At 64.5% G+C, this 17,608-nt stretch carries 13 protein-coding genes and 1 pseudogene; 3 read left to right on the top strand and 11 right to left on the bottom strand.

Going from position 1 to position 17,608, the window contains the following annotated elements; genetic code table 11:
* The 11 genes from argJ to uvrA all read right to left on the bottom strand — a co-directional run bounded on the left by argJ (position 1) and on the right by uvrA (position 13,571).
* On the bottom strand, positions 1 to 1,155 hold the full coding sequence (gene argJ, locus BN9444_RS08175) for a bifunctional glutamate N-acetyltransferase/amino-acid acetyltransferase ArgJ (RefSeq protein WP_066484418.1): 1,155 nt from the start codon (positions 1,153 to 1,155) through the stop codon (positions 1 to 3).
* Between the two features lie 58 nt (positions 1,156 to 1,213).
* On the bottom strand, positions 1,214 to 2,260 hold the full coding sequence (argC, locus tag BN9444_RS08170; protein WP_066510307.1) for an N-acetyl-gamma-glutamyl-phosphate reductase: 1,047 nt from the start codon (positions 2,258 to 2,260) through the stop codon (positions 1,214 to 1,216).
* 149 nt (positions 2,261 to 2,409) lie between these two features.
* Positions 2,410 to 2,889 carry a hypothetical protein gene (locus BN9444_RS08165; RefSeq protein WP_141681527.1) on the bottom strand — a complete coding sequence of 160 codons (480 nt, stop codon included), beginning with the start codon at positions 2,887 to 2,889 and terminating at the stop codon, positions 2,410 to 2,412.
* Positions 2,890 to 3,148: 259 nt separating this feature from the next.
* Positions 3,149 to 5,683: a phenylalanine--tRNA ligase subunit beta gene (gene pheT / locus BN9444_RS08160; RefSeq protein WP_068801749.1), complete on the bottom strand. Its 2,535-nt coding sequence runs from the start codon at positions 5,681 to 5,683 to the stop codon at positions 3,149 to 3,151.
* A gap of 29 nt (positions 5,684 to 5,712) precedes the next feature.
* Positions 5,713 to 6,759 (bottom strand): phenylalanine--tRNA ligase subunit alpha, encoded by a 1,047-nt coding sequence (pheS, locus tag BN9444_RS08155; protein WP_068801748.1) that lies wholly within the window; start codon positions 6,757 to 6,759, stop codon positions 5,713 to 5,715.
* A gap of 250 nt (positions 6,760 to 7,009) precedes the next feature.
* Complete coding sequence (locus tag BN9444_RS08150) at positions 7,010 to 7,819, bottom strand: TrmH family RNA methyltransferase (RefSeq protein ID WP_066510321.1); 810 nt, start codon at positions 7,817 to 7,819, stop codon at positions 7,010 to 7,012.
* A gap of 374 nt (positions 7,820 to 8,193) precedes the next feature.
* Complete coding sequence (gene rplT, locus BN9444_RS08145; RefSeq protein WP_066484446.1) at positions 8,194 to 8,577, bottom strand: 50S ribosomal protein L20; 384 nt, start codon at positions 8,575 to 8,577, stop codon at positions 8,194 to 8,196.
* A 57-nt stretch (positions 8,578 to 8,634) separates the two neighbouring features.
* Positions 8,635 to 8,829: a 50S ribosomal protein L35 gene (rpmI, locus tag BN9444_RS08140; protein ID WP_066484451.1), complete on the bottom strand. Its 195-nt coding sequence runs from the start codon at positions 8,827 to 8,829 to the stop codon at positions 8,635 to 8,637.
* Between the two features lie 38 nt (positions 8,830 to 8,867).
* Positions 8,868 to 9,437: a translation initiation factor IF-3 gene (infC, locus tag BN9444_RS08135; RefSeq protein WP_141629043.1), complete on the bottom strand. Its 570-nt coding sequence runs from the start codon at positions 9,435 to 9,437 to the stop codon at positions 8,868 to 8,870.
* A gap of 219 nt (positions 9,438 to 9,656) precedes the next feature.
* Positions 9,657 to 10,700, bottom strand: coding sequence for a serine hydrolase (locus BN9444_RS08130; protein WP_068801747.1), 1,044 nt, complete (start codon positions 10,698 to 10,700; stop codon positions 9,657 to 9,659).
* A 27-nt stretch (positions 10,701 to 10,727) separates the two neighbouring features.
* Positions 10,728 to 13,571, bottom strand: a complete 2,844-nt coding sequence (gene uvrA / locus BN9444_RS08125) for an excinuclease ABC subunit UvrA (RefSeq protein WP_068801746.1) — start codon at positions 13,569 to 13,571, stop codon at positions 10,728 to 10,730.
* A gap of 113 nt (positions 13,572 to 13,684) precedes the next feature.
* On the opposite strand from uvrA, the gene BN9444_RS08120 reads away from it, so the two are divergent.
* From BN9444_RS08120 to BN9444_RS08110, 3 genes and pseudogenes are all read left to right on the top strand, one after another.
* Entirely contained in the window at positions 13,685 to 14,287 is a 603-nt protein-coding gene (locus tag BN9444_RS08120; RefSeq protein ID WP_068801745.1) for an MBL fold metallo-hydrolase, read from the top strand.
* 106 nt (positions 14,288 to 14,393) lie between these two features.
* A complete protein-coding gene (locus BN9444_RS08115; protein WP_066510325.1) occupies positions 14,394 to 15,332 on the top strand; it encodes a DoxX family protein in 939 nt (312 codons plus the stop codon).
* 146 nt (positions 15,333 to 15,478) lie between these two features.
* Positions 15,479 to 17,601 (top strand): annotated as a pseudogene (locus BN9444_RS08110) (HelD family protein).
* Positions 17,602 to 17,608: the final 7 nt, after the last annotated feature.

Raw genomic sequence — 17,608 nt, 5'->3', positions numbered from 1 at the left:
TTAGGAGCTGTACGCCGAGTTGATCTCGACGTAGGCGTGGGAGAGGTCAGTCGTGCGCACGAAGGCGGAGCCCGGTCCGCCGGTGCCGAGGTCGACGCGCACGTCGATATCCTCGCCGGAGAGGTCCACATCGCGGGCACCAGGCGCGCTAGTGGAGTTCACGCACACCGGCTGGTCATTGAAGAAGACGGAAATCTTCTCCGGTTCCATGGCGGCATCCGCCATGCCCACGGCTGCGAGTACGCGGCCCCAGTTCGGATCTGAGCCAAACATCGCGCACTTAAACAGGTTGTCGCGGCCAATGGTGCGCGCGGCGTTGAGCGCCTCGGCGTCCGAATCGGCGCCCTCGACGGTGATCTTCACGCGCTTGGTCACGCCCTCGGCATCGGCCTGCATCATGTCGGCTAGGCCGGCACAGGCCTCGAGTACCGCCGCGTTGAGCTCCTCCTGGGTAGGTTCCACGCCGGACGCACCGTTGGCCATGATGATGACGGTGTCGTTCGTCGACGTCGAGCCGTCCACGTCCAAGGTATTGAACGTTACTGCCGATGCCGCCTCCAGCGCCGCACGCAGAGCCTTCGGCGTCACCTTCGCGTCCGTGGTGAGACACACGAGCATGGTGGCGAGGTTTGGCGCCATCATGCCCACGCCCTTGCCCATGCCGCCGAGGGTCCACCCGTTGCCTTCGACACCGACTTCCTTAGAGACCGTATCCGTCGTCATAATTGCCATCGCGGCGTCGTTGCCCGCCGCGCCGAGCTTTGTTACGGACTCGATACCCGCGAGCACCTTGTCCATAGGCATGGGCTCGCCGATGAGGCCCGTCGAGCACACCGCGACGTCCGTGCCATCAACGCCTAGCGCCTGCGCCGTGGCCTCGGCCATCGCCTGCGCGTCCTCGTCACCTTGAGCGCCGTTGCACGCATTCGCGTTGCCTGCGTTGATGACGAGCGCGTGGAGCGATCCATCAGCAATAATCTTCTGCGACCACTTCACGGGTGCGGCCTTGACGCGGTTGCGCGTAAAGACGCCGGCGGCGTTGAATTCCGGGCCCTCATTGACCACGAGCGCCATGTCTGATTTTCCGGACGGCTTGATTCCTGCCGTCGTCGCGCCGGCCGCGAAACCCTGCGCTGCGAGTACACCGATAGTCATGTTTCTATTTTCCTCTTCACCCTGCATCTAGTTGGCTCAATATCGTCAATCCGCCCCTTTAGGGGGCCACCGCCGCCTGCGGCAGCCCTGCGGTCTCCGGCAGGCCGAGCGCCAGGTTCATGCACTGCACCGCGCCACCGGCGGTACCCTTGCACAAGTTGTCGAGCGCTGCCGTGACGATGAGGCGACCCGTGATGTCATCGACGTGCGCCTGGATGTGGACCATGTTGGACCCCACCACGTTTTGGGTCTCCGGCTGCTGGCCTTCCGGCAGCACGAGGCAGAACGGTTCGTCTGCGTAGAACTCTTCGTATGCTGCGCGCACCGCCGCAGCGTCCACGCCTGGGGCAAGCTTGGCTGTGATCGTCGCAAGGATGCCGCGCGACATGGGCGCCAGCACAGGCGTAAAGCTCACGGCGACTGGACCCTGCTGCGAGTACTCGGAGAGGTTCTGCACCATCTCCGGCGTGTGGCGGTGCGAGCCGCCCGGTTTGTACGCGCGCACGTTGCCCATCGTCTCTGCGCCCAGTTGCGCCACGGAGGCCTTCTTGCCCGCGCCGGACACGCCGGTCACGGCGATTACCGAGATGTCCGGCTCGATGAGCCCCTTGGCGACGGCCGGCAACGCACCCAGCGTTGTGGTCGTGGGGAAACATCCGGCCACGGCCACGCGCTTGGATTGCGCGATGGCTTCCCTGTGCCCCGGCATCTCCGGGATGCCGTAGGGCCAGCTGCCCGCGTACTCGCCGTCGTAGTAGGCGTCCCAGGCCGCCTTATCCTTCAAACGGAAGTCCGCGGCACAGTCGATGACGAGAACCTCCTCCCCCAGCGTCTTGGCGATCTCCGCGGAGTGGCCGTGCGGCAGACCCAAGAAGACAACGTCGTGGCCGGCGAGGTTCTCGACAGTCGTATCGACGATACGTCGCTCGCGCAGCTGCGGAAGGTGCGGCATAAGCGCGCCCACGGACTCCCCCGCGGTGGAGTGTCCGGTCAGGGCGCCAATCTCGAGCTCACCCGACAGGTACGCCGGGTGATTCAAAAGAAGGCGCAAGACTTCGCCACCGACGTAACCGGAGGCGCCTGCAACTGCAACTGTGATAGCCATGGAGACATCCTAGCAAATATGCAATCGACTGTAAATTATGCAGGCGCTATTTCTTTCCCCCGACCGAATCCCCCACGCCGCACGACGCACCGCCCCGAGTCGCACGCGGCGCCACTCGAAGCGGCGCGGTGTCGGCCCGATGCGCTTCCTTAGACAGCGCGGGAAGACACCTTGCCCATGCCCGAGGCATCATCAATAGCCGTCTTGCCCACGTAACCGGCGTAACCACTAGGGCTCACCAGGTGCAGGCCACCCTGCAGGTCAGCGATGACCGCAAGCTCCTTGAACTGGAATACCTCGCCCGGGCGCAGCTTCTTAAAGTTCGTCACCGACAGCCCCTGATTGAAGCAGTCCGCCCACGACTCACCGTTGGAATACTGAACGCGCGGAACGAGATAGTTGGGTGGATTGCACTCAGTGCGCGTGGCGCGTGCGCCCGGGCTGTGGCAGCGGATGTACGTGCCACCCACGTCGCCGTATTCACACTGAATGCTGCCGTCCGCGTTCGACAGGCCGCGCAGATTCTGCGCCTGAGCAGCCGGGGCTCCCAACAGCGCACTGGCCAGCACGGTACCGCCGAGGACGGCGGCTGCCCTGCGGGCCAAAGAGGAAAAGAAGCGATGGGTCATGATAGGTCCTTGAGTTTGGGAAACAATTCCACTCCCAAAATATGATCCGCATCACCCTGTGTGCAACATTATTTCGTCGAACACCTCACTGGACACCGCTCCGTGGCACACAACATTCCGTCAGCACAGACAGCGCAACGCACTCCGCCCGCGCTCCGGTGCCATGGTCGACCACAGGCGCGTACGCTCGGCTCCGCCCACGACAGGCAAACGGCACGACCATCGACATGGTCGTGCCGTTCCTCAGACGCAAACGTAACTACGCGCGCATCTCAGCGCCGAGACGCTCCTTGGCCAGCTCGGCCGCGGCGAGGCGGTGCTCGTTGGCCTCTTCATCGGTGAGCGTGCGGTCGCCCGCGCGGAAGAGCAGCGTGAAGGCCAGAGACTTCTTACCCTCGCCCAGCTGCGCTCCACGGAAGACGTCGAAGAGCGCAGCGTTTTCGAGCAAGTCGCCCGCGCCCTCTTCAATCACGCGACGCACGTCCTCGGCCGGTGTCGCTTCGTCGACGACAAGGGCGATGTCCTGGTGCAGCGCCGGGAAAGCGGAGAGCACCGGCGCCGGGAAGCGCTCCTCGAGCGGCAGCGCCGTGACGTCGAGCTCCATGGCGCAGGTACGGGCCGGAAGGCCCAAGGCCTCAACGACCTGTGGGTGGAGCTCGCCGGCGTAGCCGACGATGGGGGCATCGGCAGCAACCGTGCCGTCCGCGTTCGCGACCTTGAGGGCGGCGCAACGGCCCGGGTGCCACGGCAGCTCGGAGGCCGACTCAACGGCCAGGTCCAGGCCAGCGGCGCGCGCGACGAGGCGTGCGGACTCGATGGAATCGGCGTAGGTGTACGCGCGGCCCTGGCCCCAGGGACCCTCGTGTTCAATGTTGCCGGAAGCGACCGTCGCGACGTGTAGCGGCTGGTACGGAAGGGTGCCCAGCAGCTCCTCGACCGTGGACTCGGACGGACGGGACTCGACCGACGGCATCGGCGAAGCATCCGCACGCTTGAAGGAGACCTGCTGCAGGCCGTAAAGGGCCAGATCCGTGCGGCCGCGAGCGACGTTGCGAGCGATGGTCTCGAGGAGGTTCGGCAGCAGCGTCGTGGACAGGATAGCCTTGTCGGCCTCGAGCGGGTTCTGGACCTCGACGGTCTTGCGGCGCTCGTCATCAGCGTCCAGGCCCCACACGTCGAAGGTGTCGTTGCGGACGAACGGCGCCGGGATGACCTCGGCGTAGCCCGCGTAGGCCAGGCCGTGGCCTATGGCGCGGCGACGTTTCTGAGCCGGGGTGAGACCGCGGCCGCCCACCGGGGTCGGCAGGATGGTCGGGATATCCTCCAGACCCCCGAGGCGCAGGATTTCCTCGATGAGGTCGACGTCCATCGTGATGTCGGAGCGCCACGTCGGCGGGGTGACCAGGAGGTTCTCACCAGACTGCTCGATCTCGCACCCCACCTCGTAGAGACGGCTCATGACGGTCTCACGCGAGTAGTCAACGCCCGCGTACTCGGCCGGCTTCGCGGCCCGCAGCGTGATCTGCTCGCGCGCAGGAACCTCGCCCACGAGCGTACGGCCGGACTCGATGGTGCCGCCGGCGATCTGCACCAGCAGCGCGCAGGCGATATCGAGGGCAGCCTCGACGATGGCCGGGTCCACGCCGCGCTCAAAGCGGCGCGACGCCTCAGAGGACAGCTTGTGCCGGCGCGAGGTGCGCGCCACGGTGATCGGATCCCAGTTCGCGGCCTCGAAATAGACGTCCGTGGTGTCGTCCGCGATCTCGGACTTGGTACCGCCCATGACGCCCGCGAGGGACTGGATGCCATTGTCATCGCAGATGACGACGTCTTCTGCGTCAAGCTCGCGCTTCACATGGTCGAGGGTCTCGAACTTCTCGCCCGCCTGCGCGTTACGCACGACGAGGTTACCCTCGATGGCGTTCGCGTCGAAAGCGTGCATGGGCTGGCCGAGCAGGAGCATGACGTAGTTGGTCACGTCCGTCGCCGGGTTGACTGGGCGCTGACCGCACAGCATGAGCTCGCGCTCCATCCAGAACGGCGTGCGGGCGTTCGGGTCGATGCCGCTGACCTTACGCAGGCCAAAGCGCACGGCCTTGGTCTCCGGTTTGAGGTCGACATCGATGAGCTCACCGCTCGGTGCCGGAACGCCGGAGACATCGATGCCCACGACGGAGGGATCTTCGGCCGGGCAGGCGTACTCGAGGCCGAAGGCAGAGGCAACCTCTCCGCCGAGGCCACGCAACGAAAGCGCGTAACCACGGTCCGGCGTGATGTTGACGTCGAAGACGGTGTCGTCGAGTCCGATAACCGGACGGGCGTCCTGGCCCACGAGGTCAGCGACCTCCTCGCCCAAGGTGATAATGCCCGCGGAGTTCTCGGACATGCCGAGCTCCGCGGCCGAGCACATCATGCCATTGGAGATGTGGTCGTAGGTCTTGCGCGCAGCGATCTTGAAGCCGCCGGGCAGCTCCGCGCCCGGAAGCGAGACGACGACGTAGTCGCCGAGACGGAAGTTGCGGGCGCCACAGATAATGCCCTGCAACTCACCCGTGCCGTTGGCGTCGCCCACGTTGACCTGGCAGTAGCGGATGGGCTTCTTGAAGCCCTCGAGCTCCTCGAAGGACTCGACGCGGCCGATGACGAGCGGGCCCTTGATTTCGGGCAGGTGCTCGTAGCCCTCGGTCTCGAAGCCGACGCGGACGTAGCCAGCGTCGAGGTCCTCGGCGGTAACGGACCAGCCCGGGTTCTTTGCATCCAGCAGGCGGGTGACCCAGCTCTGAGAAATAAGCATTGTTCTTTTCTTCCTTTCTGGGTTCTTGGTTATGCCTGCACGCCGAACGGCAGGGTGAAACGAACGTCGCCTTCGACCATGTCGCGCATGTCAGTAAGGCCGTTACGGAACTGGAGGGTGCGCTCCAGGCCCATGCCGAACGCGAAGCCGGTGTACTCCTCCGGATCCACACCCACGGCGCGGAGCACGTTGGGGTTGACCATGCCGCAGCCACCCCACTCGATCCAGCCGGCGCCGCCCTTCTTGTTCGGGAACCAGACGTCGACCTCGGCCGAGGGCTCGGTGAACGGGAAGTAGTTGGTGCGCATGCGCGTCTTCGTCTCCGGACCAAAGAGGACCTTGGCCAGGTGGTCGAGCGTGCCGCGCAAGTGCGCCATGGTCAGACCCTTGTCCACGGCAAGACCCTCAACCTGGTGGAAGACCGGAGTGTGCGTCGCGTCGAGCTCATCCGTGCGGAACACGCGGCCCGGGCAGGCGATGTACAGCGGAACGTCGCGCGAGAGCATCGTACGCACCTGCACCGGCGAGGTGTGCGTGCGCAAAACCTGCTTGGATCCTGCCGTCGAGACGTGGAAAGTGTCCTGCAGGGTACGGGCCGGGTGGTCCGGCTTGAAGTTCAGCGCGTCGAAGTTGAAGTACTCGGCCTCGACCTCGGGACCGTCCGCGATCTCCCAGCCCATGCCGATGAAGATGTCGACGATGCGCTCGGACAGCGTCGTAATCGGGTGCAGCGCACCGGTCTGTGCGCGAGTGGTCGGTACCGTAACGTCAACGGTCTCGGCCTTGAGCTGTGCCTCACGCGCCTGCGCCTCGAGCACCTCCTTGACCTGTGCGAAGCGCTTTTCCATGCGGCCGCGGGCCATGTTGACGGCCTTGCCGGCGTCCTTGCGCTCGTTCTTCGGCAGCTGGCCCAGCGACATGCGGGCCCGCGGGATATAGCCCTGGTCACCCAGGTGCTCGCGGCGAGCGGCGTTGAGCTCATCGAGCGTCGTAGCGGCGTCGAAGGCCGCGATGGCGGATTCGGCAGCCGCGCCCAGCGCAGCTTCGGTCAATTCGATCTGAGGAGTGTCGGACACGTGCCTTAAAACCTTCTTCTTGCGCGAAAACTAACGCCCGCTATCTTAGCGCAGTTCAATAGTCCGACAGGCAACCGGGATAGGCGCCCCGTGCACAGGCATAGTAGAACGGTCCCGGCGGGCGTGGTACGTCATCTTCCGCCACACATAGCCACCAGCTACTTCCGCGGCAATGACGCAGAGGGTCACGGCCCCCGCCCCAGCGACTTGGGGGTTGTCAAGAGCAAGCGCACGGCGCACAAGCGACGCGTTAGGCGCCTGAAGAATTCAGCGCTTGCGCAGACTCGTACAGGCAAATCGATGCCGCCGTCGCGAGGTTGAGGGACTCAGCGCGGCCCCGGATGGGAATGCGCACGCGCACGTCAGCTTCCTCGAGCAGCTCACCCAAGCCGTGGGCCTCATTGCCAAAGAGCCAAGCGGTGGGTTGGGTGAGGTCCGCCTCCGCAAGGTCTACTTCCCCATCGGCCGCCGTAGCGAGGATCTGCATGCCGGACTTTCGCAGCTGTCCCAGCACGTCCTTAATGTTCTGCTCGCGCGCGACGGGGACATGGAACAGCGAGCCTGCCGATGCCCTCGCCACCTTACAGCCCAGAGGGTCCACCGTCTCCCCCGCGAAGATGACGCCGTCCGCGCCCATCGCGTCCGAGGTACGGATGAGCGTGCCCGCATTGCCTGGCTCGGAGGTCAGCACGGGCACGGAGACCAGCCGCGGCTTGCCAGCGAGGATCTTGCCGGCGGACCACAACACGGGCTTGCACAGCGCGAAGAGGCCCGTGGTCGTTGCGGTATCGGACAGATGCCTCGCCGCCTTATCCGTAATCGGGTGGACGTAGACGTCCATGTAGCCAGCGGCCGTCAAGATATAGTCAAAGCGCTGCGCGGCGGCCTCGGTGACAAAGATATCCGTGGCGGCGCCGGTCGACACTGCTGCGTCGACGGCATTTTCGCCCTCGATAATGAACTTTCCTGCCTTCTTGCGCTCCTTGGAACGGTGCAGCTTGGCGGCGTTGACGATGCGCGGGGTGCGCTCAGTAAAGGCATTATCGAAGTCGAGGTTCATGCCCCCAAATCTATCAGCCACGCCAGAGCCCCTTCCAACCTCCTCGCTCGCGGAGCCGCGCCGGGCGCAACCCCGAGCCAGACATAGCGCGCTACTGCCACACGACGCCAACTTTGGTTTTATGGCGCCTCAGGCCCAAACGGAGGCCCCAAGGCGCCATAAACCCAAAGCTGCGAGCCGCATCGGTTGAGTGTTCCAACGCAACGCCTTAAAAGCACACGGGCGCGCCAGCGAATCCGCCCCACGCTCCGAGCAATGCCCCCATCCAACTCTTTGCCTTCATGCGTGTTTCCTTACAAGCCTGCTTAGACAACGCAAACGCCTCCTTCCACGAGAAACGTGGAAGGAGGCATAAGAAGCTTCAGCCTAAGTAATTAGGCAGCCTTCGGAGCGTTGACGTCCTCCGGCAGCGCAGCCTTAGCGGCCTCGCAGAGAGCGGAGAATGCCTCGAAGTCGTTAACGGCAAGGTCAGCGAGGATCTTGCGGTCAACCTCGATCTCAGCCAGGCGCAGGCCGTGGATGAGACGGTTGTAGGTGATGTCGTTCATGCGGGCAGCAGCGTTGATGCGCTGGATCCACAGCTTGCGGAACTCAGACTTACGGGCGCGACGATCGCGGTAAGCGTAGGTCATGGAGTGCAGCCACTGCTCCTTGGCCTTACGGTAAAGGCGGGAACGCTGGCCGCGGTAGCCCTTAGCGGACTTGAGGATTGCGCGACGCTTCTTCTTAGCGTTAACGGAGCGCTTGACTCGTGCCACAGTAATACTTCCTTAAAAAATCTAGTGGTTTATTGAGTGTGGGTTGATTCGGCGCTATTAGGAGCGGCCGAGCAGGCGCTTAACGCGCTTGATGTCGTTCTGAGCGACATCCTTCTCGCCCTTGAGGCGACGGGTCTGCTTGGAGGGCTTGCCCTCGAGCAGGTGGCGACGACCAGCCTGCTCACGGCGCAGCTTGCCGGAACCGGTCACCTTAATACGCTTGGCCATGCCCTTGTGGGTCTTCTGCTTCATGAGAGTTAAGTCCTTAATTCCCGAAAGTTCTGTTCGTTCTACTTCTTGCCCTTGCGGACTGGTCCCAAAACCATGGTCATGTTGCGACCATCCTGCTTGGGGCGCGACTCGACGACGCCAACTTCTTGGACGTCCTCGGCGAGACGCTCCAGCAGGCGGAAACCCAGCTCCGGACGCGACTGCTCGCGGCCACGGAACATGATGGTCACCTTGACCTTGGAACCCTTCTCCAGGAAGCGCACCACGTTCGACTTCTTGGTCTCGTAGTCGTGTTCATCGATCTTCGGACGGAACTTCTGTTCCTTCACCACAGTCTGCTGCTGGTTCTTGCGAGCCTCGCGAGCCTTCTGGGCCTGCTCGTACTTGTACTTGCCGTAGTCCATGATCTTGGCGACCGGCGGCTTGGCCTTCGGTGCAACCTCGACCAGATCTAGGTCTGCTTCATAAGCGAGCTTGCGAGCATCATCGGTACGGACGATGCCCACCTGTTCACCGCCCGGGCCGACGAGTCGGACCTCGGGCACTCGGATACGCTCATTAATGCGAGCTTCAGCGCTGATTGTGGTCTCCTTGATAAAGATGATTCGTAGTGTGCCTACCTCGACCACAAACGAAAATCCCGGTCTGTGCGTGCACAGCCGGGAGCTCTCGAAAGAATTGCCAAACCCGAAAGCCTGGTGACCCTTTTACCTTGAGCCAACGCGTGAGACGCGGCATCAGGTGGGAGAAACTCCGCTTGTGACCCGAGACCTCCTGGAAGGTTCTGCGGGCGGTAGTGGAACTAAGACTAACACCACCGACCCGCGGAACCAAATTCGCCACGCCGCCTAGTTCCGCGCCGAGTTCGCCGCTGGCCTACGGCTCGAGCTGGCGGGTTCGGAACTCGTCGCCGCGCTTACCGATGCCCCTTTCTCCGAGGCGTGCTCCGGCGCAGAGGTTGCATGTGCACGCGGCAAGCCGTCGCAGTCGTGAACTGGGGTGAGCGTTCCGTCGTCGATACCCTCGGAAATCATGTCCTTGAGGTCGCCCGCTGCGTCGTCAAGGGCCTTGACCGCGTCGTCGTAGGCGTCTTGCTCGGAACCAAAGTCATCCATATCGTTGTAGACCACGGTGAGCGCTATACCGATGGAGCCATGCGCGTCTGACTTCGTGTCCCCCACGTCAAGGACACCGAACTGACGCTGGGTATAGCGTCCGCTGTCCTCGTCAAAGCCCCAGCCGCCCTTCGCACGCGTGTTGTCCAGTGCGGTGAGACCATACTGCTGCCACTCGACGATATCGCCCATTGCGCGCGAGACCTGCTTGTGATCGGCCACGCAGTTGAGGTGCGCCGCAAAGGTCGCCTGATCCTTGATGAGCCATTCGGCATAGCCAAAACTCACGTCGCCGTTCGCGTCCGGCTTTTGCCACGTGGCTTTCGAGCCGCCCTCGGCGAGCACTTCGTCGATGGCGGCGGTGGCGTTGTCCTCGCTCCACTTCACCTTGGACCACAGTGCGTAGGCCGCGTCGTTATCGGACTCTGTGATCGCTGCGTCGACGAGGTCGGTCGTCGCACCGTCGCGCAGCGCGGTAATAGCGATGGGAACCTTGATGGTGGACCACGCTGGGCCCTTGCCGGGCGCACCGGCGGCGAGCGTACCCTGCGCATCCGTGAGCGCGATGCCCACCTCCGCACCGTGGTGTTCTTTAACGAGGTCGGCCACGAGGTCGTCGAGACGCCGTTCAATCCCCGCGCGGCCTGACTCGCCCGACACAGACGCCGCGGCGGAGGCCCCAGCGGCGGCTGCGGGGGCATCGGAAGGCTGCTCCTGCGCTGGCGAGCATGCGGCGAGCGGGAGGATGAGTCCTGCGCACAGAAACGACTTTTTCATTCGCATGAGTCTAAAGCACGCCGCGGGCTAGTGCGGCAGCAACTCCTTGAGGAATTGTCCCGTGTAGGACTCTTCCACCTTCGCGACGTCTTCCGGCGTGCCTTGCGCCACGACGGTGCCGCCGCCGGCGCCACCCTCCGGCCCCATGTCGACAATCCAGTCTGCAGCCTTGATAACGTCCAGGTTGTGCTCGATGATGACCACCGAGTTGCCCTTGTCCACGAGCCCCTGGATGACGAGCATGAGCTTGCGGATGTCCTCGAAGTGCAGGCCGGTGGTTGGCTCGTCGAGGATGTAGATAGTGCGGCCGTTGGTGCGCTTCTGCAGCTCGGAAGCAAGCTTGACGCGCTGGGCCTCGCCGCCGGAGAGCGTGGTCGCGGCCTGGCCCAGGCGCACGTAGCCGAGGCCCACGTCAACGAGCGTGGCGAGGTAACGGTGGATGGAGGTAATCGGCTCGAAGAACTCGGCGGCCTCGGAAATCGGCATGTCGAGGACCTCGGCTATGTTCTTGCCCTTGTAGTGAACCTCGAGCGTCTCGCGGTTGTAGCGCGCACCGCCGCAGACTTCGCACGGGACGTAGACGTCCGGCAGGAAGTTCATCTCGATCTTGAGCGTGCCGTCGCCGTGGCAGGCCTCACAGCGGCCGCCCTTGACGTTGAAGGAGAAGCGTCCCGGCTTGTAGCCGCGCACCTTCGCCTCCTGGGTTTCGGCGAAGAGGTTGCGGATCTTGTCGAAGACTCCCGTGTACGTCGCCGGGTTGGAGCGCGGCGTGCGGCCGATGGGCGACTGATCGACCTGGACGAGCTTGTCCAGGTGCTCGATGCCTTCGACGCGCTTGGCGCGGCCCGGCACCTGGCGGGCGCGGTTGAGCTTATTGGCCAGGGTCTTCGCCAAAATCTGGTTGACGACGGTGGACTTGCCCGAACCCGAGACGCCGGTGATGCACACCATGACCCCCAGCGGTATTTCCACGTTGATGCCCTTGAGGTTATTCTCGCGGGCGCCGACGACCTTGAGCGTGCGGTCCTTATCGATCTCACGGCGGTGATCCGGCACGGCGAGCTCGCGGCGGCCGGAGAGGTAGGCGCCTGTGAGCGAGTCCTCGACCTTCTCAATGCCGGCCGGCTCGCCCTGGTAGACGATCTCGCCGCCGTATTCGCCGGCGCGCGGACCGACGTCCACAAGCCAGTCGGCTTCGCGGATAGTGTCCTCGTCGTGCTCGACGACGATGAGCGTGTTGCCGATGTCGCGCAGGCGCTTGAGGGTCTTAATGAGGCGCTGGTTATCGCGCTGGTGCAGGCCGATGGACGGCTCATCGAGGACGTAGAGGACGCCGGCGAGGCCGGAGCCAATCTGCGTGGCGAGGCGGATACGCTGGGCCTCGCCGCCAGACAGCGTGGAAGCGCCGCGGTCGAGCGTCAAGTAGTTGAGCCCCACATCGAGGAGGAAGCGCAGGCGGGCCTGGATTTCCTTAAGGACGGCGCCAGCGATGATTTCCTCGCGGGATCCGAGCACGAGCGAGTCGAGAAACTCCGCGGCGTCCTCGATGGACAGCGCCGTGAGACCCGCGATGGACTGCTCGCCATGCGCGGTGGATTCCAGGCGCACCGCGAGAATTTCCGGCTTGAGACGCGTGCCGCCACAGGTCGGGCAGGCGACGCGGCGCGTGTACTGCAGGAGGCGGTCCTTCTGCGAATCGGAATCCGCGGTCTCGAGCTTGCGCTCGAGGAAGCCCACGGCGCCTTCGAAGGGCGCGGTCCAGTTGCGGGTGCGGCCGTAGCGGTTCTTATACCGGACGTTGACTTCCACGTCCGTGCCATAGATGAGCGCGTGGCGCTGCTCCTCGGTAAGTTCACTCACCGGGGTCTGCGGGTCGAAGCCAAGCGTCTTGCCCAGGCCTTCGACAAGTTTTACGAAATAGCGGGAGTTCGGCGAGGAATGCCACGGCTGAATGGCCTCCGTGGCAGGAGCGTCCGGGTCCGGGATGAGCAACTCCGTGTCCACCTCGAGGCGCGTGCCCAGGCCGTCGCAGGCCGGGCAGGAGCCGAAGGGCGCGTTGAAGGAGAACGCGCGCGGCTCGTATTCCTCGATGGTGAGTGTGTGCCCGTTGGGGCACGAGGTCTTCTCCGAGTACGTGTGAGTGAGCTCCTCGTTGTCCACGTAATCGATGGTCACGAGGCCATCGGCCAGCTTGAGCGCGGTCTCCACGGAGTCCGTGAGGCGCTGCTTCGCCGAGGCCTTGACCTGCAGGCGGTCGACGACCACATCGATAGTGTGCTTGATCTGCTTCTTCAGCTTCGGCGGATCCGTGAGCTGGTGGATCTCGCCGTCCACGCGGACGCGGGAAAAACCTTGCGCGGACAGGTCCGCGAAGAGGTCGACGAATTCGCCTTTGCGCTTGCGCACAACGGGCGCGAGGACCTGGAACTTGAGCTTCTCCTCGTTCTCCAGCACGGTATCAACGATCTGCTGCGGGGTCTGACGCTCGATGACGGCGTCACACACCGGGCAGTGCGGCGTGCCCGCACGAGAGAAAAGCAGGCGCAGATAGTCGTAGACCTCCGTAATCGTGCCCACCGTCGAACGCGGGTTGTGGTTCGTCGACTTCTGGTCGATGGACACCGCCGGCGAGAGACCGTCGATAAATTCCACGTCCGGCTTGTCCATCTGGCCCAAAAACATGCGCGCATAGGAGCTCAGCGACTCGACGTAGCGGCGCTGGCCCTCCGCGAAGATGGTGTCAAACGCGAGTGAGGACTTTCCCGAACCGGACAAGCCAGTAAAGACGACCATCTTGTCGCGGGGGATGTCGATGTCGACGCCTTTGAGGTTGTGCTCGCGGGCGCCGCGGACGATGAGGCGATCTGCCACTAGTTTTCTTTCCCTTCTTAGCGGGCGCGTCATCCCGTTCCCGCGCGACGCGAGAAGGGGCGGCCCGGTTGGGTTGTGCTCCGAACTTTAAAAATACCCGTAGGGTTGTCACTATGACTAACGCACTGAAATTAGAACATATTTCCGTCAGTGAGATGGACAACAACTGCTACCTGCTTCACGACGGTACACACGGCCTCCTCATCGACGCCGCCGATGACGCCCCGGCCATCCTCCAGATGGCGCGCGATACCGGCGTGACCATCGAGGCCGTCCTCACCACCCACCGCCACTGGGATCACGTCCGCGCACTCGAGGAGATCCTCCGCGAGACCGGCGCCACGCATTACGCGGCCTTCCTCGACTCTCCCGCCCTGCCCGCGCCCGTCGACGTCGAGCTGCAGCACGGCGACCACATTGACTTCGCCGGCGAGGAGCTGCCCATTGTTATTCTGCGCGGCCACACGCCAGGCGGCGCGGCGCTGGCGGCATCGATAGACGGCATGACCAACCTCTTTGTGGGCGACAGCCTCTTCCCGGGTGGCGTAGGCAAGACCAATTCGGAGAATGATTTCGTTCGTCTTTATAAAGATGTAACCGAGCGTCTTTTTGATGTTTACCCGGACGAGGCCATCGTGCACCCTGGCCACGGCAAACCCACGACGTTGGGCGACGAGCGCCCGCACCTGCCTGAGTGGTGGGAGCGCCGCTGGTAGGCCATTCGGTTCACCCCACCCCTGTGTTTTTCGCCCCGTCACGCAGTAATCCCGCGTACTCTAGGCACTAGTTAGTAATCCAATAAACCGCAAGGAGAAATTAGGCATGATCCGCAAGATTGCTCGCCCCGCGCTGGCTTCCGTATTCGTCTGGGACGGTGTCGACACGCTGCGCAACACCTCGGACCACGTCAAGGAGACCGAGTCGCTGCTCAAGAAGATCCGCACGGTCGTGCCGGCCCAGTACAAGGGCTACATCCCCAACGACCCGGAGCTCGTTGCCCGCGGGCTGGGCAGCGCTAAGGTCGGCGCTGGTTCCCTCTTCGCCCTCGGCAAGGCCCCGCGCACCTCGGCCGGTATCCTCGCTGCTACCCAGCTGGCGACCCTCCTGGGACGCAATGCTTTCTGGGAGGCCAAGGATAAGGCCGAGAAGGAATCCCAGCGCAACGGTTTCGTCACCAACGCCGCGCTCCTCGGCGCCCTGGCCATCCTCACCCAGGACACGGAGGGCAACCCGTCCCTGCGCTGGCGCGCACAGGATGTCACCAAGCGCACCTCTAAGAAGGTTCAGGCGGCGCTACCCACCAAGTCCGAGTCCGAGAAGTTCGCAGACAACGTCTCCAACCGCGCCCAGGAGTTCTCCTCCCAGGCCCAGGATTGGTTCACCGAGACCTCGGAGAAGGCTCAGGCCTACGTCGACGACAACCGCGACGACTGGGAGAAGGCCGGCCGTAACTTCCTCGACACCGCCAAGTCCTACGTCGAGGACGCACGTGAGGCCGTAGAGGGCTTCATCGATGACAACGCGGATGACTGGAAGAAGCAGGGCCAGGACTTCCTCGCCGCTGCCCAGGACAACTCGAAGACCGCCCGCAAGGCTCTGGTGAAGAACGCCTCCAAGGCACAGGCCCGCGCCGATAAGGCCGTCTCCCAGATCGACGTTGCCCGCAACCAGCGCAAGGCAGCAAAGAAGGCCGACCAGCTGCAGGCCAAGGCTGACAAGGCTATCGCTAAGGCCCTGAAGAAGCTGGGCGACCGCATCTAGTCTCCCGCTCCCACGCGGCGAACGACACCACGTCGTTCGCCGCGTGCCGCGTTTTTCTTCGCACAGGCGTATGCTTATCCGTCTGCATTTCTTATGCCGGCGCACTCGCGCCGCCTATGTCCGCGTCACGCCAAGGAGTCTGCCTCATGCCGAATTCATCCCCAGATTCTTCCCAGCATCTCGACGCCACCACCCACGCCATCGGCGCCGAGCAGGCGTATGTCGACGGCCTGTTCCAACGCCTTGACGACGAAGTCGCCGCCTCCAACGAGCGCCTGCGCAAGGTCATGCTCGACGTCGATCCGCAGAACCCGGACTCGGACGCCCTCGTGCGCCGCGAGACGGAGTACCACGCCCTCCAGGGCAAGCTGGACAAGCTCAACCTCGCGCAGCTCGGCCTGGTCTTCGGCCGCATCGATATCGACGCCCCAGGCGATAACCCAACGCCCGAAGGCCTCGACCGCCGCTACATCGGTCGCATGGGCCTGGACGACCGCGAGGACGACTACCGTACGCTGCTGCTCGACTGGCGCGCGCCCATGGCCCGCCCCTTTTACCTCGCGACCACGGCCCAGCCCGAGGGTGTTACCATCCGACGCCACATTCGGACGAAGGGTCGCACCGTCACCGGCATCAACGACGAGGTGCTCTCCGGCGCCGAGCTTGGCCGTGCCGCCTCCAGCGACGTCGCTGGAGAGTCCGCCCTCCACGCCGCACTGCAGCGCGCCCGCACGGGCCACATGGCCTCCATCGTCGAGACCATCCAACGCGAGCAGGACGAGATCATTCGTGACGCCACACGCGGCGTCATGGTCGTCGAGGGCGGCCCCGGCACCGGCAAAACCGCCGTCGCGCTCCACCGCGTGGCCTACCTCCTCTACAACCACCGCGATCTGCTCGCTAGCACCGGCGTGCTCATCATCGGGCCGAACCCGACGTTCCTCGATTACATTTCGCGCGTCCTGCCCGAGCTCGGCGAGACCGGCGTCGTGCTCGCCACCGTGGGCTCGATGTTCCCCGGCGTGGAGGGCACGCAACCCGAGTCGCTCGACGCCCGCGAAGTAAAAGGCTCGGAGGCCATGGTTGAAATTCTCACTAACGCGGTGCGCGCCTACCAAACGCTCCCCGAATCAGCCGCGACCCTGCGCGTGGATAGCCTTGACCTCACTGTGACACCGGCGATGGTCAAGGCCGCGCGCACCCGCGCACGGCGCTCGCGCCGCCCGCACAATGACGCGCGCGGCGCCTTCGCGGAACACCTTATCGATCAGCTCGCCCGCCAACTCGCAGACAAGATCGGTGCTGACCCGCTCGGCGGCGAGAACCTCCTCGGCCAGGCGGACATCGATCAGCTCCACGACGATCTCGCGGAGACCCGCGTCGTCACTGACTTCATTGACGAGCACTGGCCGGAGCTTACGCCCACGCAGGTCCTCGCGGAGCTCCTCGGCGACCGCGACGCCATCGACCTCGCCGCGGGCGACTACGACGACGAGACGCGCGAGGCGCTCTACCGCGCCGACGCGGAGGCGTGGAGCGCCTCCGATGCTGCACTCCTCGACGAGCTCGCCGTCCTCATCGGCATGCCCGACCCTCAGCAACAGCAGGAGGCCGAAGACCGCGCGTGGCGCGAGCAGATCGCGGACGCCGAGGACGCCCTCGACATCCTGTCCTCGTCAGATTCCACAGATAACGACGACGACATGTTTGACGCGGAAATCCTCTCCGCTGCCGACGTCATCGACGCTGAGCACCTCGCCCGCCGCCAGGAGGTCCGCGACCACCGCACGACGGCGCAGCGCGCCCAGGCTGACCACACGTGGGCCTACGGCCACGTCATCATCGACGAAGCCCAGGAGCTCACGCCCATGGAGTGGCGCATGGTCTTCCGCCGCAGCCCCTCGCGTTGGATGACGCTCGTCGGCGACACCGCGCAGACCGGCTCCCCCGCAGGCGTCGACTCCTGGGCCGAAACCCTCGAAGCCTTCGTCGGCACCCGGTTCCGCCACCACGCGCTCACGGTNGAGACGCGGTGGGCTCCGAGACAGTTTCATTCACCGATTCCGAAGGCCGCCTTCACGCCGTGGTCACCGCCGCCACCGCGGAGTCAGTCAAGGGCCTCGAGTTCGACCACGTCACCGTCGTCGAGCCGCGGGCCATTGTCGAGGCCTCGCCACAGGGCTGGCAGAACCTCTACGTCGCCGTGACCCGCGCGACGCAGACGCTCACCGTCGTCGGCCCGCTGCCCGCCGAGGTCCCCGAAAGCTAACGCAGCC

The sequence above is a fragment of the Corynebacterium phoceense genome (assembly GCF_900092335.1).
In the GTDB taxonomy this organism is placed as follows: Bacteria; Actinomycetota; Actinomycetes; order Mycobacteriales; family Mycobacteriaceae; genus Corynebacterium; species Corynebacterium phoceense.
The sequence above is the reverse complement of the archived record's forward strand: the minus strand, read 5'-3'. Positions and strand labels throughout refer to the sequence as shown.